Annotated in this window: 19 protein-coding genes; 14 read left to right on the top strand and 5 right to left on the bottom strand. The window is 59.2% G+C overall.

What is annotated here, in order from left to right; all coding sequences use genetic code 11:
• Window positions 1–152 precede the first annotated feature (152 nt).
• The 9 genes from BLR72_RS10490 to BLR72_RS10450 all read left to right on the top strand — a co-directional run bounded on the left by BLR72_RS10490 (window position 153) and on the right by BLR72_RS10450 (window position 9,784).
• Window positions 153–1,745: an EAL domain-containing protein gene (locus BLR72_RS10490; protein WP_091948042.1), complete on the top strand. Its 1,593-nt coding sequence runs from the start codon at window positions 153–155 to the stop codon at window positions 1,743–1,745.
• A gap of 99 nt (window positions 1,746–1,844) precedes the next feature.
• Window positions 1,845–2,606 carry a transporter substrate-binding domain-containing protein gene (locus BLR72_RS10485; RefSeq protein ID WP_091948039.1) on the top strand — a complete coding sequence of 254 codons (762 nt, stop codon included), beginning with the start codon at window positions 1,845–1,847 and terminating at the stop codon, window positions 2,604–2,606.
• Window positions 2,607–2,651: 45 nt separating this feature from the next.
• Entirely contained in the window at window positions 2,652–3,980 is a 1,329-nt protein-coding gene (locus BLR72_RS10480) for a GGDEF domain-containing protein (RefSeq protein ID WP_175492327.1), read from the top strand.
• 23 nt (window positions 3,981–4,003) lie between these two features.
• A complete protein-coding gene (locus BLR72_RS10475; RefSeq protein WP_091948033.1) occupies window positions 4,004–4,621 on the top strand; it encodes a CDP-alcohol phosphatidyltransferase family protein in 618 nt (205 codons plus the stop codon).
• Window positions 4,622–6,418 carry a bifunctional alpha/beta hydrolase/class I SAM-dependent methyltransferase gene (locus BLR72_RS10470; protein WP_091948030.1) on the top strand — a complete coding sequence of 599 codons (1,797 nt, stop codon included), beginning with the start codon at window positions 4,622–4,624 and terminating at the stop codon, window positions 6,416–6,418. It begins immediately after the preceding gene.
• On the top strand, window positions 6,415–7,761 hold the full coding sequence (locus BLR72_RS10465) for a phosphatase PAP2/dual specificity phosphatase family protein (protein ID WP_091948027.1): 1,347 nt from the start codon (window positions 6,415–6,417) through the stop codon (window positions 7,759–7,761). Before BLR72_RS10470 ends, BLR72_RS10465 begins: the two co-directional genes overlap by 4 nt.
• A complete protein-coding gene (locus BLR72_RS10460; protein ID WP_091948024.1) occupies window positions 7,754–8,176 on the top strand; it encodes a hypothetical protein in 423 nt (140 codons plus the stop codon). Before BLR72_RS10465 ends, BLR72_RS10460 begins: the two co-directional genes overlap by 8 nt.
• Window positions 8,177–8,232: 56 nt before the next feature.
• Complete coding sequence (locus BLR72_RS10455) at window positions 8,233–8,853, top strand: lysophospholipid acyltransferase family protein (RefSeq protein WP_091948021.1); 621 nt, start codon at window positions 8,233–8,235, stop codon at window positions 8,851–8,853.
• Entirely contained in the window at window positions 8,846–9,784 is a 939-nt protein-coding gene (locus tag BLR72_RS10450; RefSeq protein ID WP_091948017.1) for a phosphatidate cytidylyltransferase, read from the top strand. The genes BLR72_RS10455 and BLR72_RS10450 overlap by 8 nt, the downstream gene beginning before the upstream one ends.
• A 2-nt stretch (window positions 9,785–9,786) precedes the next feature.
• On the opposite strand, the gene BLR72_RS10445 is transcribed toward BLR72_RS10450, so the two are convergent.
• Window positions 9,787–10,941 (bottom strand): fumarylacetoacetate hydrolase family protein, encoded by a 1,155-nt coding sequence (locus tag BLR72_RS10445; protein WP_091948014.1) that lies wholly within the window; start codon window positions 10,939–10,941, stop codon window positions 9,787–9,789.
• A 252-nt stretch (window positions 10,942–11,193) separates the two neighbouring features.
• On the opposite strand from BLR72_RS10445, the gene BLR72_RS10440 reads away from it, so the two are divergent.
• The 3 genes from BLR72_RS10440 to BLR72_RS10430 all read left to right on the top strand — a co-directional run bounded on the left by BLR72_RS10440 (window position 11,194) and on the right by BLR72_RS10430 (window position 14,967).
• Window positions 11,194–12,045: a DMT family transporter gene (locus BLR72_RS10440; protein ID WP_175492326.1), complete on the top strand. Its 852-nt coding sequence runs from the start codon at window positions 11,194–11,196 to the stop codon at window positions 12,043–12,045.
• A gap of 96 nt (window positions 12,046–12,141) precedes the next feature.
• A complete protein-coding gene (locus BLR72_RS10435) occupies window positions 12,142–12,945 on the top strand; it encodes an SDR family NAD(P)-dependent oxidoreductase (protein ID WP_091948009.1) in 804 nt (267 codons plus the stop codon).
• A 213-nt stretch (window positions 12,946–13,158) separates the two neighbouring features.
• On the top strand, window positions 13,159–14,967 hold the full coding sequence (locus BLR72_RS10430; RefSeq protein WP_091948006.1) for a chloride channel protein: 1,809 nt from the start codon (window positions 13,159–13,161) through the stop codon (window positions 14,965–14,967).
• Here the strand turns inward: BLR72_RS10430 and BLR72_RS10425 are convergent.
• Together BLR72_RS10425 and BLR72_RS10420 are read right to left on the bottom strand one after the other, a co-directional pair.
• On the bottom strand, window positions 14,964–15,812 hold the full coding sequence (locus tag BLR72_RS10425; protein WP_091948003.1) for an aldo/keto reductase: 849 nt from the start codon (window positions 15,810–15,812) through the stop codon (window positions 14,964–14,966). The two genes, BLR72_RS10430 and BLR72_RS10425, sit on opposite strands and share 4 nt — an antisense overlap.
• A gap of 47 nt (window positions 15,813–15,859) precedes the next feature.
• A complete protein-coding gene (locus BLR72_RS10420) occupies window positions 15,860–16,165 on the bottom strand; it encodes a hypothetical protein (RefSeq protein WP_091948001.1) in 306 nt (101 codons plus the stop codon).
• Window positions 16,166–16,347: 182 nt separating this feature from the next.
• Here BLR72_RS10420 and BLR72_RS10415 point away from each other — a divergent pair, with 182 nt between their 5' ends.
• Window positions 16,348–16,923 (top strand): MarR family winged helix-turn-helix transcriptional regulator, encoded by a 576-nt coding sequence (locus tag BLR72_RS10415; protein WP_091947999.1) that lies wholly within the window; start codon window positions 16,348–16,350, stop codon window positions 16,921–16,923.
• Window positions 16,924–16,934: 11 nt separating this feature from the next.
• Here BLR72_RS10415 and BLR72_RS10410 read toward each other — a convergent pair whose 3' ends face one another.
• Both BLR72_RS10410 and BLR72_RS10405 read right to left on the bottom strand, forming a co-directional pair.
• A complete protein-coding gene (locus BLR72_RS10410; RefSeq protein ID WP_091947996.1) occupies window positions 16,935–17,855 on the bottom strand; it encodes a sensor domain-containing diguanylate cyclase in 921 nt (306 codons plus the stop codon).
• A 72-nt stretch (window positions 17,856–17,927) separates the two neighbouring features.
• Window positions 17,928–18,611: a UdgX family uracil-DNA binding protein gene (locus BLR72_RS10405; protein WP_091947994.1), complete on the bottom strand. Its 684-nt coding sequence runs from the start codon at window positions 18,609–18,611 to the stop codon at window positions 17,928–17,930.
• A 40-nt stretch (window positions 18,612–18,651) separates the two neighbouring features.
• On the opposite strand from BLR72_RS10405, the gene BLR72_RS10400 reads away from it, so the two are divergent.
• On the top strand, window positions 18,652–18,936 hold the full coding sequence (locus BLR72_RS10400) for a DUF3175 domain-containing protein (protein ID WP_091947991.1): 285 nt from the start codon (window positions 18,652–18,654) through the stop codon (window positions 18,934–18,936).
• The last annotated feature ends 6 nt before the right edge of the window (window positions 18,937–18,942 follow it).

Here is an 18,942-nt window from a genome sequence, read left to right as displayed (position 1 = left end):
GTTGTGGCTCCACCCTCGCCACAACTTACAGCGTGGATTTCGGGTTCGCTACGATTATTGTCTCGTGTCATTCGGTCAGAGAAATTTTACGACTTGCCGTGCAAGGATGATTTTAACCTGGAAGCTTGGCGGATCGATGCTTGGAAAAGACGATGAGAATTTTCTGGATGCGGCGCTATTTCGATCGGGCCTGGTTCAGGAGTCTGCTCGTCGCCGCCTTGATAATCGGCGGCGGTATCTGCGGTGCATGGATCAGCAAGCTGGTTATTGTCTCGAGCGATCGGGCCGACATGCGCAGATACACGGATCAGGTTCTTGATCGAGCGGTTGACGTTTTTGCCGAAGTCGACGACATGCTCGCCGTTATCAACGGCTCTCCCTTTCCTTTCTGCTCGACCGAAGAAATCAGCTACCTTCGCGATATTCTGTTTCGAACGAAGTTCTTGAAGGATCTCGGACGGGTCAAGGACGGCGCTTTTCATTGCTCTGCGGTTTTCGGGAAGGGGCGAAAACCAATGCCCCTGATCACGCATGATTTCGAAACATTGGACGGCAAACTGATCTACACGAAGGCACGTCTTGCCATCTCCAACACCACCGCCCCGATCATCGGCACTGGCCATGCCAATGTCGTCCTTGACCCCCAAGCTTTCGAAACGCTGAAAAATCCCGACTACACGTTCAGCGTCATGTTCAATCCCGTTGGCATGCCCGAGACGATCGGTCTCTTCGGTACACTCAATCAAGGGGCAATCGGGAGGGTCAGGCCCTCCGGCGGCGGGAGGCAGGGCAGTACGATCTTTCGCAACGTCTGCAAGAAAACCGCCTGCGTAACGGTCAATGTCGAAGTCGGCAGGCTCGAGGCATCGGCGCAGCCCATGACGATCATTCTGACCCTGTTCGGAGCGGCGCTTGGCGGAGCGCTCGGAGTGATCCTCATCCTGCTACGGCGCAACACGATGAGCATGAAGGCACGCCTGCAACAGGCGATCGCGCGCAAGCGGCTCACAGTCGAATATCAGCCCATCGTCGATATCGTCACCGGAAAACCGGTGGCGGCGGAAGCGCTGGCGCGTTGGCGCGACAATGGCGAAGCAATTTCGCCGGATGTGTTCATTTCGGTTGCGGAGAAGTCAGGCCTGATCAATCGTCTGACGACCTGTATTATCGAACACGTCCTGGACGACATGGCGGCGTTTCTGGTGGCCAATCGGAATTTTCATATCAATATCAATATATCCGCTGCCGACCTTTTCGATCGACAGTTCAACGACTGGCTCGCGGCCCGGCTCAAGGCAGCAAACGTTGCCAGCGACCAGATCCTGCTCGAAATTACCGAGCAATCCACCGCCAACTCCAGCGATGCGATCGCCGCGATACGGCGCTTGCGGGCGCGCGGACACAAGATTTTCATCGACGACTTCGGAACCGGTTATTCGAGTTTGGCCTATCTTGGCGAACTGAGCGTCGACGGCATCAAGATCGACCGCTCCTTCACCCGGACTATTGGAACCGGGTCGGTGTCGGTTTCGATCATCCCTCAAATCATCGGCATGGCCCATGTGCATCATCTCGCCATCGTCGTCGAGGGCATCGAAACAGAGGCGCAGCGCGACTATTTTGCCGCTCTCGTGCCGAAGGTGGATGGGCAGGGATGGCTGTTCGGCCGGCCGACCACTTCGGCAGCCATCCGAGAAATGCTGCACGCATCGCGCGAACAATCTAATGCAACTTCTGATATTTAACTTAAATCAAGCATGTTCGGATTAATTGTTGATCGATCATAGTTTGTTCATTTCGTCCGAGTGATTCTGCTATCATCGGGGTATTGGGGACGCCAAACGATGAAATTGACAATCCTGGCAGTGGCTGCTGTAGCACTTCAACTGCTCTCGGGCAGCGCTTCGGCGGAAGCTCTAAAACTTAGAGTTGCAACGGAAGGCGCATATCCGCCGTTCAATTCCATCGATGCCAATGGCAATCTCGTGGGCTTCGACGTTGATATCGCCAAGGCTGTCTGCGAGGACATGAAGGCTGAATGCACCCTCGTTGCCATACCCTGGGATGAGATTATCGGCAGGCTGGAAAACAACGAATACGACCTCGTCGTAGCGAGCATGTCGTATACCGATGCCCGGGCCGCGCGAATGGAGTTTTCAAGCTCCTACTATCGTTCGCATTCGGCGTTTGCCGGAGATCCGAACCGATTCAAGGATGTTTCGCCCGCCGCCCTCAAGGGCGTGCGCATCGCGGCCGGCAAGCAGACGATCCAATCGGAATATCTGGAAAAGGCCTATAGCGAGAGCAAGATCGTTTTGACCAAGGACGAGCCGGAAGCGCAAAAGCTGCTGCAGGCGGGCGAGGTCGATCTGGTGCTGGCGGATTCCATCGACCTGCTGACCTTCCTGCAATCGCCGAATAATTCGAAGTTCGACTATGTCGGCGATCCTGTAACCAACGGCTTTCTTAAAAGCTCGGCGCACATCACCGCCCAAAAGGGTAATGTGGAATTGATCAAGAAGGTCAACGAGGCGCTCGATCATCTCCGGCTGAACGGGACGTATGATCGTATCAACAACACTTATTTTCCCTTCAGCATCTACTAGGTAAGTCCGGCAATGGCAGCGCGCAGGAGAGGAGTGCAGATATCGATGATCACGGCCGGAAGGCTGCTGATCGGTTTCGTGCTCCTTTACGCCATAGTTGCCGCAGGCGTTTCCATCGTATTCCTGCGCAAGATCGAGAACGATGCGCGCTATACCCAGGAACAGCAGCTGCCGCTGGTCTTGAGCCAGAACCGCAACGCCATCAAGGTCGAGCGGCTGGCCTCGCTGGCGCGTTCGATTTACCTCGCGAAAGACCGCGAGCTGGAACGACAGCTGCAATTGCAGACGCATGTGCTTGCCCAGAGCTTTACGCTGGATGAAAATGATCAGTTGGCAAAGGGCGTCCAAAAGGTCAGCAGCCACGTCAAGCAGATCGTCGCCCTGCGCGATCAGGTTCGCAAGATGGATGCCGGCGATACGAGTCCCGACCCCGCCGTTCGAGCGGAGCTGGAGCGGCAGGCCCTCGAAACCTACCAAAGCGCCATGCGGGTAACCGATGAGCTCGGCCAATCCATCGTCAGCGACGCCGCGGTTCTCGCCTATGGCATGTCCGGCGATATCCAGCGGACGGCGAAGATGATCCAGGTAGCGTGGATCATCATTCTGACACTGCCGGTTCTCATTGCTGTCGGCGCGATCTATGTCGTGGCAAGGCACATAATTCGCCCCATAAATTCGGCCATCGAAGGCCTGCGCTCCATCGACCGCCACGAAAAGCGCAGGCTCAGACTGCGCCGGCCGCTGTTCCGTGAGTTGTCGACGATCAACGAGGCTATCGAAGCCTATGGCCACGTCTCACTCGATCTGCTGCGGACCAATTCCATCCTGCAGGCGCTTTCCGAAGAAGACGGACTGACGACGCTTGCGAACCGGCGCAGTTTCGAAAAGCGCATCGGCGAAGAATTTGCCAAAGCGACGCAAAACGACACCGATCTTGCAATCCTCATGGTCGATCTCGACCACTTCAAATCGATAAACGACCATTATGGCCACCAGATGGGCGATACCTGCCTGAAAATGACAGCGAATGTCCTGCGCAGCATCGGTGCCGAACGCGATTGCCACGCGGCTCGCTACGGCGGCGAGGAATTTTCCCTGGTCTTTCCGGATTGCGATTTGAAGAGCGCGATTGCCGAAGCGGAAAAAATCCGGCTGTCGATCAGCAGCCTTATCATCACCTCAAGCTACGATGAAACCATCCGTATCACCGCCAGCGTCGGTGTGGCGACCATAAAAAGCGGAAGGTTCGAGACTGCGGCGCAATTGCTCGAGAATGCCGACAGGGCGCTCTATCTTGCCAAGCACAGCGGACGCAATATTGTGAAATCCCTTCCTTTGCCCGGCAGGGCCGATTTGAAACCGCTGACGGCCTAGACCAATTCCCGGGAATCCCGCCGATGCCAACGCTCTATTCCCTGAAGCCAGCCTTCCAGAACCTGCTGCGGCCGCTCGTCGGTCGCCTGGTCGCGCGCGGTGTCACCGCCAATCAGGTCACCCTCGCGGCAGCCGTGCTTTCGGTCCTTGCAGGGGCGGTGGTGGCACTATTCTACGACATCTTCGTCGTCTTTTGGCTGCTGCCCGTCGTCCTTTTCGTGCGCATGGCGCTTAACGCGATCGACGGCATGATGGCCCGCGAGTTCAGGCAGGCTTCGAAACTCGGTGCCTATCTTAACGAACTCGGCGACGTCGTCTCGGACGTGGCGCTCATCCTGCCCTTCATGCTGGTCGGGCCATTTGCGCCGCCCGGTGTCGTCACCTTTGCTATAGCTGCGATGCTGACCGAATATGCCGGCGTCCTCGGGGTGATGACCGGCGGCGGCCGCGGCTATGACGGACCCTTCGGCAAGAGCGACCGTGCCTTGGCACTCGGCGTCATTGCGGCCCTCATCGGCAGCGGTATCGTGCTCCCTTACTGGTTCGGCTGGATCTTTCCTCTTATGGCGCTCCTTTCGGTCTACACCATGATCAATCGCGTTCGCGCAGGCTTGCGGCGCGCGGAAACGGCGGCATCCTGAATGATCTCGTTGGCGGAACACGAAACGATCACCGCGAACGCCAACGGCCACACTGCGCCCGGCGCAGCCGAAGAGCATTTCTTTCGCACGCATGACGGAACGGAACTCTTCTATCGCAAATGGCCGGCGCGCAGCGCAACGGCCAGAGGCGCAATCATCCTTTTGCATCGCGGCCATGAGCATGGCGGGCGCGTCGCCCATCTTGTCGGCGAGCTCGGTCTCGATGATTTTGCATTTTATGCCTGGGATGCCCGCGGCCACGGCCGTTCTCCCGGAACGCGCTCTCCATCGTTCGCAGCTTCGGTACGCGATCTCGACAGTTTCGTTCGGCACATCATTGCCCGGGACGGTTTTGCCATGGAAGATATCGCGGTCGTCGCTCAATCGGTTGGAGCAGTTCTCGCGGCAAGCTGGGTCCATGACTACGCGCCGCCCATCCGCGCACTCGTTCTTGCGTCGCCGGCCTTCAGCGTAAAACTCTACGTTCCCTTTGCCCGGCAAGGCATCTCGCTCTGGCAAAAGCTGAAAGGCCAGTTCTTCGTCAATTCCTACGTCAAGGCCAAGTTCCTCACCCACGATCCCGAGCGCATCGCCTCGTTTGAAAACGACCCGCTGATCACCCGCCCCATCGCTTCCAACATATTGCTCGACCTTTACGATACCGCGGAGCGGGTCGTCGCCGACGCCCGCGCGATCGTCGTGCCGACGCAGCTCCTGATCTCTGGGAGCGACTGGGTCGTTCGCCATGCGCCGCAACACCGCTTCTACGAAAATCTGGCGCATCCCCTGAAGGAACGGCATGTACTGAAAGGCTTCTTTCACGACACACTCGGCGAAAAGGAACGGGCCATTCCCATCGCCCATATGCGCCGCTTCTTAACCGAGCGCTTTGCTAAGGCCCCAGCCGAACTCGACGTCACCAACGCCGATGTCACTGGTTACACACGCGACGAGGCTGACCGACTTTCGTCACCACACGATATGCTTTCGGCCAAGGGCCTATACTGGACCTCGTACAGAACCTCCCTGCGCTGCGCCGCCCTTATCTCCGAAGGCATCCGCACGGGGGTGAAGACCGGCTTCGACTCCGGTTCGACGCTTGACTATGTCTACCGGAACCAACCGCGGGGGATCGGCCCGGGCGGCAGGCTCGTCGACAAACAGTTCCTTGAAGCCATCGGCTGGCGCGGCATTCGCCAGCGAAAGCTGCACCTCGAAGAGCTGATCGAAATGTGCCTCGCCAGGCTCGCCGCGAGCGGAAGAACAACGAATGTCCTCGACATTGCTGCCGGCCACGGTCGCTATATCCTCGACGCCGTCGCGCAATCCGGGATAAAGCCGGACAGTGTCCGGCTCCAGGACTATTCGCCCATCAATGTAGATGCGGGGAACAAGTTGATAGCCGAGCGCGGTCTCCAGTCGATCGCGAACTTCCATCAGGCTGATGCCTTCGATGGCGACATGCTGGCGGCGACTGTGCCCTCCCCGGATCTTGCGATTGTCTCCGGGCTTTACGAACTATTTTCCGACAATGGCATGATCCGCCGCTCGCTCGATGGCCTCGCCCGGGCGATGCAACCCGGCAGCCTGTTGATCTACACCAACCAGCCCTGGCATCCGCAGCTCGAAATGATCGCACGCGCGCTGACATCGCACCGCGGCGGCGAAGCCTGGATCATGCGCCGGCGCACACAGGCCGAAATGGACCAGTTGGTCGCTGCCGCAGGGTTCAAGAAGATCGAGCAGCGCATCGACCGCTGGGGCATTTTCACAGTGTCGGTCGCCGAGCGTAAATGAAGGCGGCTAGCGTTTCACCGATTGGCAAATGGCGTCTTGAAGGGCCGGTGGCCAAGCGCGCCATCCTGTGGCTCGCCTTTCTCGCACCCTTCTTCTATCTCACCTATGGCACGGCCAACTGGCTCGCCGCGCAACGGCTGCACGTTGCGCACATAACCTTCAGCTGGGAACATGACATTCCCTTCCTCGCCTGGACGATTTTTCCCTATTGGTCTATCAACGCCTTTTACGGCCTGTCCCTGTTCCTCAACGACACCCCATCAGAGGTGGACCGCCTGGCAAGGCGCTATCTCACGGCGCAGATGATCGCCGTTGCCTGCTTCGTCGCCTTTCCCCTGACCTTCACTTTCGCAAAACCGCTGACGAGCGGAGCGCCGGGCTTCCTCTTCGATTTGCTCGGGGGCTTCGACAAGCCGTTCAACCAGGCGCCGTCCCTGCACATTGCCTTGCTCATCATCATCTGGGAACACTGGCGGCACCGGCTCGCAGGCGCGATACTCTGGCTATGGCACCTCTGGTGCCTGCTGATCGGAGTCTCCGTGCTCACGACCTATCAGCACCATTTCATCGACATACCGACCGGCGCACTCCTCGGATTCTTTGCCTTGTGGCTATTTCCCGCCGGGGAGCCGTCGCCGCTGGGGGATTTTGTTCTCAGCTCCAATGGCAAACATAAGCGTATCGGTAGCTACTATGCCGCCGCCAGTCTCGCGCTTCTTCTCCTTGTTGTGGTTGAAGCCGCGAGATCGATCATTTACCTCATCTTGCTGTGGCCGGCTCTGGCGTTCGGCATTGTCGCCCTCGGCTATCTTGGCGCAGGGCCCAGGGTCTTCCAGAAACGCCAAGATGGAACAGTATCGCTGGCTAGCCTGTGGCTCCTTGCGCCCTATCGGCTTGGCGTCAAAATCAACACTTACCTATGGACCCGCAAGCTGCCTTCCTCCGTGCGGATTCTTGACAACATCCACCTCGGCCGTCTGCCGAAGCGTGCCGAGCTTTCGGCTTTTGCCAGTGTGATCGATTTGACCAGCGAACTTGCAAGACCGTCCGGCGTCGAAATTGCCTGGCGAACTTTCCCGGCGCTCGATCTCGTGCCGGTACCGCCCGCCGATCTTGAAAAAGCTTCGGAAGCCATCGAAAATGCGCAGATGAGAGGTCCCGTGCTCGTCTGTTGCGCGCTCGGCTTTCAGCGCAGCGCGGCGGCAGTGGCGACCTGGCTTTTGCGCCATGGGCACGCTGTTAACGCAGAACAGGCGATACACCTTATAAAGACAGGGGGCAGGCCAATACACCTGAGCGACGATATGATCGCGACGGAAGAAACAGGGGAACGGCATGGATGAAGACGCGGAAACCTTCGCGGCCCGTTTGACGCGCAGGGCCCATACTTATGGGTTTTTGACCTGCATTCTATTGGTGGCATCTTCCGTTGCGGGAGACGCCGGGGGCAAGCTTTTCAGTTGGCTATGGCCACTCCTCATAGTCGGGGGGCTGACGACGCTGTTCCTTGCCATCTATCTGCGCTTCGATGCGGCACTTTTCCATTTCATTGCCTCGCATGAAGACGAAACGGCGGGCTGTCGTGCCGCCGACAAGCTGCTCGAGCGCATGCGCCTGCGCAAATGCCCAAAAACGACCCGGCCGCTCAACGCTCGCATTGCTGGCACCAACCGCCTGCTGATGCGCCTTCATCTGGCTTTCGCGGTCTTCCTTGCCCTCTTTGCTTCCGCAACGGCGTATAGTTTGTGGACGGCATAAGCGTGGATAAACCTGGGGAGACGTTCGGTAAGCATGTCACGCGGCGCGCCGCCGCCATGGTCCTTGTCGGCCTGTCGCGCGCAATTACCGGCGTGCGGCCCATCTGGCAGGGCTGCGCACCCTCGGGGCGGCAGCGCATCTATTTCGCCAACCATGCCAGCCACGGCGATTTCATTCTGCTTTCGACGTGCCTCCCGCCGAAGGAGCGTGCGCGGACGCGCGCCGTCGCGGGCGCAGACTATTGGCGCAAGAACCGCGTCCGCCACATCCTTGCCCGCGATCTTCTCAATACGGTGCTGGTCGAGCGCAATTGGGTGGAGCGGGCCGAAGATCCGATGGTCATCATGCTGGATGCCCTCGCCGATGGACACTCCCTGATCATCTTTCCCGAAGGTACGCGCAACATGACCGAGGAACCGTTGCTGCGCTTCCGCTCAGGTATCTACAATCTTGCCCTGGCTCGCCCCGACGTTGAGCTTGTCCCATGCTGGATCGAGAATATGTCCCGCGTGCTGCCAAAGGGCGCGTTTCTACCGGTCCCTCTATTGTGCCGCGTTGTTTTCGGAACGCCGATTCGATTGGAGCCAGAGGAGGATCGTCACGCCTTCCTGGCGCGTGCCCGCGATGCGCTTCTGGCGCTTAGTCCCGAACAGCAGAGGGCTCTCGATCATGGTTGAAGCAGCCTGGCTGTTTCTCGGCCTTCTTGCCGTCCTCACTGGCGCAAGCGCCATTGCCACGGCCCTCTCCTGGAAAAGCCGGCGGAAAGGTGACGTGCTGCCGGACGCCCTCGCCAATCTCAACTCGCGCATCAAGGCGTGGTGGATCATGGTTGGCGCGATCTCCGTCGCCTTCTTTTTCGGCAAGGGCGGTGTCATCCTCCTGTTTGCCTTCGTGTCCTTCGCTGCCTTGCGCGAATATGTGACGCTCACCCACACGCGGCGCGGGGATCACTGGATCCTGATCGGCATGTTCCTCGTGATCATCCCGGTTCAATATTATCTGCTTTGGATCGAGTGGTACGGCCTGTTTGCAATCTTCGTGCCGGTCTACTGCTTCCTCGCCATGCCTGCCCTGACGGCAATTTCGGGCGACACCGCGCGCTTTCTGGAACGTGTCAGCGAACAGCAATGGGGCATTATGCTATCGGTCTATTGCATCAGCCATGTTCCGGCGCTGCTCACGCTGGCGATCCCCGGCTTTGCCGGCAAGGGATTGCTGCTCATCGCCTTCCTTATAGCCACCGTGCAAGGCAGCGATGTCCTGCAATATGTGTTCGGCAAGCTCTTCGGCCGGCACAAGGTCGCGCCGAAGGTTTCGCCTTCCAAGACCTGGGAAGGGCTCATCGGCGGCATTGCCAGCGCTTCGCTGCTTGGCGCAGCGCTCTACTGGCTGACCCCGTTCACGCCGTTCCAGGCCGGGCTGATGGCTGCTCTTGCCTGCATCATGGGCTTCTTCGGCGGGCTCGTCGCCTCCGCGATCAAGCGGGATCGCGGCGTCAAGGATTGGGGCCACATGATCGAGGGCCATGGCGGCATGCTCGACCGCGCGGACAGCCTCGTCTTCGCCGCACCGGTCTTCTTTCACATCGTCCGATACTTCTGGACCTAGCGCTAGAGAAGTTCCGCCCTGGAGAGATCGCGCAGCAGATGGCTTGCACCATAGGTCCACGGCGCACACTCGGTCGAGAGCCGCACCCGGTTGGACAATGTCCCAAGCGAAGGCGTGGATATCGAGACGATATCGCCGAGCTTGTGGGTGAAGCCCTTGCCGGGGCCGTCGCGGTCCTTGACCGGAGCGAACATGGTGCCGAGGAAGAGGACGAGGCCATCGGGATACTGATGGTGCCGACCGATCGTCGCCTCAACCAGCGATTCTGGCTTACGCGAAATCTTCGCCATGTTGGAATGCCCGTCGAGCACGAAGCCATCCTCGCCCTCAACCCGCATGCTGAGTTCGGCGGCTTTGACACTCTCGAGCGTGAACTCGCCGTCGAAGAGCCGTACGAAAGGTCCGACAGAGCCGGACGCATTGTTGTCCTTGGCCTTGCCGAGAAGCAGCGCTGACCGACCTTCGACATCGCGCAGGTTCACGTCATTGCCAAGCGTCGCACCGACGATCTGGCCGCTGCTGGCAACCACGAGCACGATCTCCGGCTCGGGGTTGTTCCAACTTGAGATTGGGTGGAGGCCGACGTCAGCACCGAAGCCGACCGTCGACATGGGCTGCCCCTTGGTGAAAATCTCCGCATCCGGCCCGATGCCGACCTCGAGATACTGGCTCCAGACGCCGCGTGCAATCAGCGCCTCCTTCACCTGCATCGCAGCGGGCGAGCCCGGCACGATTTGCGACAGATCCGCGCCAATAAGGCCGAGTACCTCCTCGCGCAGCGAATCCGCCCTGGTCTTGTCGCCCTTCGCCTGCTCTTCGATAACACGCTCGAGCAGCGAGGCGACAAACGTCACACCGGACGCCTTGACCGCCTGCAGATCGATGGGTGACAGCAATGCCGGGTGGGCCGGATCGAACGTGCCGGACCAGCTATTGGCAAGGACAGCATCGACGGCGCCGATCCTGGTACCTTCCACGCCGGTAACATAGCTTGCGGGTTCGGCCATCTCGCATATGTCGCGCACGGTCGGGCCAGCCTTGTCGGTGATGTCATAAACAATGCCATCTCTGATTGTGACGATCCGGGGGTGGTCGTAGCCAGGAATTTTGGCTCGTCCGAGAAGGACGCCGGAGGTTGGGACGATGGCATTTGACATGATCGATTTCCTGGATGTTTCGGATTGACGGAGTGGAATGGCATCCTCTCCCTGGACTGCTTGCCCGCATTTATGCGGGAGGAGTGCGCTCCAATCAAGACCAGCCCGACGCTCGTTCGGGCCGCTCTGTCAGGAGACCGTGGACGGGCTTCCAATATATCTTGTCATTTTATGCGAACGCGCCACTAGTACGCGCAAGGGCAAAAGACAACCGGGGCGTGTGTGAACAGGGTAGCGGAATATCGACTGGGATTGATCCTGGTTACTGCATCCGCAGTGGCCTGGAGCCTTGCCGGCTTGTTCACGCGCGCGATCCCGCTCGACAGCTGGACGATCCTTGCCTGGCGGGGCATTTTCGGCTCGATCGGCATTGCCGTTGCCATGATGCTTTTCGAAGGTGGGATTGCCTGGAAGAGCTTTCGCCATATGGGTCGCCCCGGCTGGCTTTTCGTAGCGGTCTCGTCGCTAGGCATGGTGTTTTTCATAACCGCGCTCAAGGAGACGACCGTGGCGCATGTCGCGGTCATCTATGCGACAATCCCTTTTGTCGCCGCCGTCATTGCCTGGCTGGCCATGGGCGAGCGCTCGACCCTGCGCGCGATCGTCGCAAGCATCGCGGCGATGGGCGGCGTCATCATCATGGTCGGGCTCGGGACGGAGGGCAGCCTGTTTGGCGATCTGCTGGCATTCGGTATGACGCTCTGCATGGGCGTGCTGATGGTCATCGTGCGCCGGTCTCCTGAAATTTCGGTCATGCCTGCCGCCTGCGTCTCGGCCCTCCTGAGCTCGCTCATCTGCTGGCCGCTTGGCAATCCGCTGTCGGTCTCCGCACACGACCTCCTCCTCATCGCCATGTTCGGCATCCTCGTTTCCGCCGTTGGGCTAGCCTGCTTCACGCTTGGCGCAAAATGGCTTCCACCCATAGAAACCGCCCTTATCGGCTCGCTCGATGCGCCTCTCGCACCTTTCTGGATCTGGCTCGTATTTAACGAGGCTCCGAGCAAAAGCACGGTTATCGGTGGCTCGATCGTTTTTGCCGCCGTGGTCGCCAACGTTCTGGCCGGAACAAAGAAAGGGCCGACACCTGCTAATTCTGTCACCTAACAGCGGTGTCCTAAAACGTGGCTTATATGACATTTAGGCCGTGGCCGTTCAGTTGTATTCTTCCTCCAGTCACCCAGACATGGAAGGAACCAGGACATGACCATTCAATCAGACAAGGGCGCGGCGCTGATCACTGGCGCATCATCGGGCATCGGCGCGGTATATGCGGACAGGCTTGCACGCCGCGGCTATGACCTCATTCTGGTCGCACGCAATCGCGATAGGATGACAAGCCTTGCTTCGCGCCTGACCACCGAAACGGGGCGGAGCGTCGAAGTGGTTGCCGCCGATCTTGGCGACGACAGCGGAATTGCGAAGGTCGGAGCAATTCTTGCCAACGATGCGAGCATAACCATGCTCGTCAACAATGCGGGCGTCGGCGCAACGGCACCACTGCTCGAATCCGATCCGGCTGAAATGGACGCGATGATCAAGCTCAATGTGGTTGCATTGACACGGCTGACGGAGGCCGCAGCGCCAAAATTCGTCGCACGCGGCAGCGGCACGATTATCAATATCGCCTCGATCGTCGCCATTGCGCCGGAAGCGCTCAACGGCGTTTACGGCGCCACCAAGGCTTTCGTGCTCGCCTTCAGCCAGTCCCTGCATCACGAACTCAACGACAAGGGCATCCGTATCCAGGCCGTGTTGCCCGGCGCCACGAGCACGGAGTTCTGGGCGAACGCTGGCCGGCCGGTTGAAAACCTGCCGAGTGCCATTGTCATGACCGCGGCCGACATGGTCGATGCGTCCTTGGCCGGCCTCGACCAGGGCGAACTCGTCACAATTCCGGCTTTGCCCGACATTGCCGACTGGAATGCCTTCGAGGGCGCCCGACAAGCATTGCGACCCAATCTTTCGCATCGGGAACCGGCGGCGCGCCTCTTCGCCCGGGCTTAAGGCAACTAAACCCAAATAGTGGATATCCGTTGAGCCGGCTGCTACAAGGCGGCCGGCTCTCATTGCATGAATCGCATCACCAAAGGTTGAGCGCTACCAATTCCCGGCGTTTTGTGCCAACTCATTGACACAATGGATGTATAACCCGCTTCGCAACGCGCACATCGCACGCTCTCCAGCCTTCGGGGAGGTTCACGCCAACACGGTCCGCTCATGGGTTTACGTCCACTTTATCGCAAGCTGGCACTGCGCCGATTGGGCGTGTTCTCGATTTTCCTTGCGCCGAGCCGGCTGCGGGCCTTCGCACGCAGCACCGAACTTGGCCTCGTCCTCGCGGCTGCTGTCGTCGGGGTTGTTTCTGGTTGGACGGTCACGGCCATGAGCATGATCGCCCAGGGCATGCACCAGATGATTTTTGGTCTCGAGGCCGGCGAGCGCCTTTCGACGATCGTCACGACCAATACGACCACTTTGTTCATCGCGCCGATTTTCGGCGGCGCTCTCATGGGCCTCGTGCTGCTCGTTCTCACGCGCTACCGCAAGCGGCCCATGGTCGATCCCATCGAAGCGAATGCGCTGCATGGCGGCAGGCTTTCGCTCAATGACAGCCTGATCGTTGCTGCACAGAATTTGATCTCGAACGGTTTCGGAGCGTCGGTGGGGCTCGAAGCCGGCTACACACAGCTTGCCTCCGCGCTTGCGTCGAAGATCGGCCTTTCGCTGAAACTGCGACGGTCGGATCTGCGCATCCTTGTCGGCTGCGGCGCGGCGGGAGCGATTGCGGCCGCGTTCAATGCGCCGCTCACCGGCTCGTTCTACGCCTTCGAATTGATCATCGGCTCCTATACCATCCTCAGCCTTGCACCCGTCATCGTGTCTGCGCTGATCGCCAATGTCGTTGCCAGAGCCCTGTCGGGTGACAATTTTGTTATCGACATCGGCCATTTCGGCGCGGTCGTACCAGCAGACTACCTGCCAGCCATGCTGCTCGGCATCTTCTGCGCACTCGCCGGCGTTCTCCTGATGAAGGGCGTCTCTTTCGTCGAGGAAATGGCGCGCAAGAGCTTCATTCCACCAGCGCTCAGGCCCCTCCTCGGCGGCGCCATCGTCGGCCTCCTCGCCCTCATCACACCGCAGGTGCTGTCGGGCGGACATGGCGCCCTGCACCTCAATCTCGACACGACCACGACGATTGCCGCATTGGTCGGCCTGCTGTTGCTCAAATCGCTGGCTTCCGCGATCTCCATCGGATCGGGTTTCAGAGGCGGGCTTTTCTTCGGCTCGCTGTTCATGGGAGCCTTGCTCGGCAAGCTCTTTGCTTATTCGGCGCCCTATATTTTTGCGCACGCCACACTGACGCCGGTGATCTACGCGGTCGTCGGAATGAGTGCGCTTGCCGTCTCGGTTATTGGCGGCCCCCTGACGATGACGTTCCTCGCCCTCGAGATCACCGGCGACTTTCCAATAACGGTCCTCGTTCTCGCCGCGGTGACCGCAGCGTCGCTAACGGTACGCCATACGTTCGGCTACTCCTTCGCGACCTGGCGTTTCCACCTGCGCGGTGAGAGCATTCGCAGCGCCCATGACGTCGGCTGGATTCGCAACCTCACGGTCAACAAGCTCATGCGATCCGATGTTCGCACGGCGCCAATCGAGCAGACCATTCGCGCATTCTGCCGTGACTTTCCTTTGGGTTCGACGCAGCGGGTGATCATCGTCGATGACACCGGCAAATATGCCGGCATGGTCCTCGTGCCCGAGGCGCATGCGGGCTTGACCGAGAACGCTGACGAGGACCTGCCGATTGCCGGTCTCATCAAATACCGCAACGAATATTTGCAGCCGCAGATGAACGCCAAGCAGGCGGCAGCAATTTTCGACAAGACGGAGAGCGAAGCGCTTGCTGTCGTCAACGATCTCGTCGAGCGGCGCGTCATTGGTCTCCTGACGGAAAGCCACTTGCTGCGTCGATACAGCGAAGAACTCGACCGGCAACGCCGCGACGTATCGGGAGAGATTTAGAGCATGGCAAGCCGCTGCTTGCGCTGCGGCGGCGGGAATGCGCTGTCCAGAACTGCGAGGTGCTCTGGCGGGAGCTTGAGGTCAAGAGCCTTGCGGTTGTCGCGGATGTGTTGCGGCGTGCTGGACTTCGGAATGGCGATAACGCCTTCCTGATTGATGACAAATGCAAGCGCCACGACGGCCGGCGTCGTTTCATACGCCTTGGCAATCGCGGCAAGCGCAGGATGCCCCAGCATGCGGCCCTGCTCGATGGGGGAGTAGGCCATGACCGGGATCGTTCGGTTTTGGCAAAATGGCAGAAGGTCGAATTCGATGCCGCGCCGCGTCAGATTGTAAAGCACCTGATCGGCGGCAACGGCGCTTCCGCCGGAAACATCGAAGAGTTCTTCCATGTCGTCCGTGTCGAAATTGCTGACGCCCCACGCGCGAATCTTGCCCGTCTCAATCAGTTCCTCGAAGGCTGCGACTGTGTCGTGCAGCTTGTATCCGCCGCGCCAGTGCAGAAGATAAAGATCGATCGTCTCGCATTTCAGCCGCTTCAGGCTACGCTCGCAAGCCGCAATCGTTCCCTTGCGCGAAGCATTGGACGGCAGCACCTTGCTGACGATGAATACCTCGTCGCGCCGTCCGGCGATCGCCTCGCCAACGATTTCCTCCGCTCCGCCATCGCCATACATTTCCGCAGTGTCGATTAGCGTCATGCCAAGATCGATACCGAGGCGAAGCGCCTCCACCTCTCTTTGGGCCTGGCGCCGGTCTTCGCCCATGAACCAGGTCCCCTGGCCGAGCACAGGTACCTTCTCGCCAGAAGGCAGCGACGTCGTTCTGATATCCGAATGCTTCATTGTTCAGTCCTGCAAGACCCGATGACGGCCCAGTCCAGCATCGATCGTCAACCGGTGCAAGGGCCTGTCGGACCAGCACGCATGTCGCGCAGCCGCTCCGCAGCCGACGCCGCGAGGTCGGTGAAGATGAGATCGAGGTCTTCAGCCACCTGGTAATAGGATTCGGGCAGGTCTTCGCCTTCCATCTCCGACCGGATTTCCTCCATGCTGTGCGCATGGCTTTCAAGGAACTTGTAGAGTTCCGACATCTGTTCGAGCGAAAGTGATTCGTGCGCGAGCATCTTGGGAATTTTCTTTCCCAACACCGTGGCCAATTCGTTCTTCTCCCGCAGAACGTTCAACCAGTTTGCCAACTATTTTTATTCCTCCCATGAGGAGCGTCGCAGAGGACCGTTTCCACATCAACTAATCCTTTAGTACTATTTATGCCTTCTAGTCCTCGCTCTTTTCTGTTAACCTACCCCCTGTAATTTCCCCCTTCGCACATGCGAATTACCGTTTCCACCGCGTGGTACACTGATTTCAGGAGCACCTAATGATCTCGCATTTGCTGCACAATCTCGTCGAAGCCGACCCGGCCAAGGAAGGCGACGACAGCGTTGACGCGGTAGACGCACCACGACGCAAACGCACGCCTTCGTCCTCTTCCGCTTTCACCCACTTCGAATTGGGCCGGACGCTGGAGCGGGCCAATCGCCGCTTCGCCACATTCCTGCAGGCCGAGATGTCCCGCCTCGGCGTGCGCGAAATCGGTCCTGCCCATGCGATGCTGCTCCTGACGATCGGGAATGACGAACTTTCCGTAGGCCAGCTCATGGATCGCGGGCCCTATGGCGGCACCAACCTTTCCTATTACTTGAAGCAGCTCGGCGAGTGTGGCTATGTCGAGCGCATTCCGTTGCCGCGCGATCGCCGCACGATCAGGGTGCGCCTGACACAAAAGGCGCAGGATCTGTGCTCCGACCTGACGGAAATCACCGAAAAATATCACCAGCTGGTGGCTGGCGACCCTGAGAACATGCGGCGGATGGAGATAGCGTTCGAAACGCTCGACAGGTTGGAGCGGGCTTGGGCAACGGCTGCCATTTTCGGATCTCCTGACGAGCGGTAGAACTGCCACCCTCAGATGGCGACGATACGGTCCCGCCCGTCAAGCTTGGCCTGATATAGCCCCTTGTCGGCCCGCGCGAATGCATCCTGGGCAGTGTCGCCCGGCTTCAATGCCGTCATACCTGCCGAGCACGTATAGGAAACCTCCGGATATGACGGAAGCGGCCTCGAGGTGCGAATCTTGCTGAACACGCGTTCCAGGATCGCCAGGCCGTTTTCAATATTGGTGTCTGGCAAGATGAACATGAACTCTTCGCCGCCGATCCGGCCGAAACAATCAAGTCGCCTGACGAACGAGTGCCCATGCCGGGCAAAATCGAGCAGGACCACGTCGCCCGACTGATGGCCGTAGCGGTCGTTGATCGATTTGAAATAATCGATATCGAGCACCGCGATACAGCCGATATCAATACCAGGCGCCGGTGTCTTGCTCGCAAGCGCCTCAAGCCTTGTCATTATGAAGCGCCGGTTGGCGATCCCGGTGAGTTCGTCGGTTTGCGAGGCGCGCAACGCCAGATCACGATCCTGCCGAAGCCAGCGGTCGTCGGCGCGCAGTGGGGTAATGTCGCTGGCGATACACAGCATCCAGCCATTCGATTGCACTGTCTCGGTCATCCACAGCCATCGACCGTCGGCGAGATCCGTTTCGAACGAGCGGAACGCGGTCTTGCCACGGCGTGACTGGGTCGAGCGCAACCACTCTTCGAAGTCGGCCGTCTTCAAGACGGTCCCGACGCCGGCGAGGAAGTTGCGCCGCATGATATCGCCCCAGCTCAACTGCTCGTCAGGGGTAAGGTGATAGGCGGCACGAAAACTCTTGTTTGCGTAGCGCAGCACGTCATCTTCGTCATAAACGGCGACCAAGGCGAGGCTTTCCGTCTGCAGAGACAGAAGATTGTCGAGAATTGCATCTGCTCGCTTCGAAGAATCCATGCTCACCTGAATCAATCACGGCACGGGAATACAACTAACCCGAATCCCGCCCGACCGGAACAGATAGTTACATCAGGTAGCAAGCGCCTTGATTGCCGAGAGGTCCTTGATGAACGCCTTTTTCTCGGCGGCAGCATCGGCCCGATCGCGAATTCGCAGGATGTAGGACGGATGGATGGTTACAAGCACCGGCGGAAATATGGTCGTTTCAACGACCTTGCCGCGATCACGCATGACACGCACCGAACTACCGAGTAGTGCCGATGCCGCGGTGCCGCCGAGCGCGACAACTATTTTCGGATGGATCAGCCGCAATTCATTTCTGAGCCACCAGGAGCAGGCCTCGATCTCCCCGCCGTTAGGCTTGGCATGCAGGCGACGCTTGCCGCGTTGCTCGAATTTGAAATGTTTGACGGCATTGGTGACGTAGCATTGATCGCGGTCGACGGCGGCTTCCTCAAGGCACTGATCGAGAACCAGACCTGCTGGCCCGACGAAGGGCCTACCGGCAAGATCCTCCTTGTCGCCGGGCTGTTCGCCAACAAGCACGATCTTGGCACGCGAGGGACCTTCCCCGAAGACAGTCTGGGTCGCATACTTGTAGAGATCGCAGCGCCGGCAGTGGTCGGCTTCCGCCTTTAACTCAGATAACGAGTGTGCGTCCGGCGTCTCACCCTCGGTGATGTATCTGTCCATGGCGCCGTAACGCGTGAAAGAATTGCGTGGTTCCACGGCATTGGGAACCAATCCTGCCATCTCCGGTTGAATCTCCAGCGCAACAGTCAGGAGTACTGCAATGGCCAGGACAGCCAAGAAGAAATGGTCGCAAGACGTCACAGAGCATAGCGATGCGCTGGATCTTGAAGCGAATGTTTTCGAACAGAAGGACCCGCGCAAGATTGCGCATTCGCTAAAGCAATCGGCGGAACAATCGGATCGCAGGAAATCGAGCCCCTACCGTTCTGCCATGTCGATGCTGACCTTTTATATCAACCGCGCCGGCAAGAATCTCCCCGAGGCGCAAAAGTACATTCTGGAGCAAGCCAAGGGCGAGCTTCGCAAGGAATTCGGGCGAGACTGAGAGGGT

This window comes from Phyllobacterium sp. YR620, from assembly GCF_900104165.1.
Classification (GTDB): Bacteria; Pseudomonadota; Alphaproteobacteria; order Rhizobiales; family Rhizobiaceae; genus Phyllobacterium; species Phyllobacterium pellucidum.
This window is presented reverse-complemented; position numbering and strand designations above follow the sequence as displayed.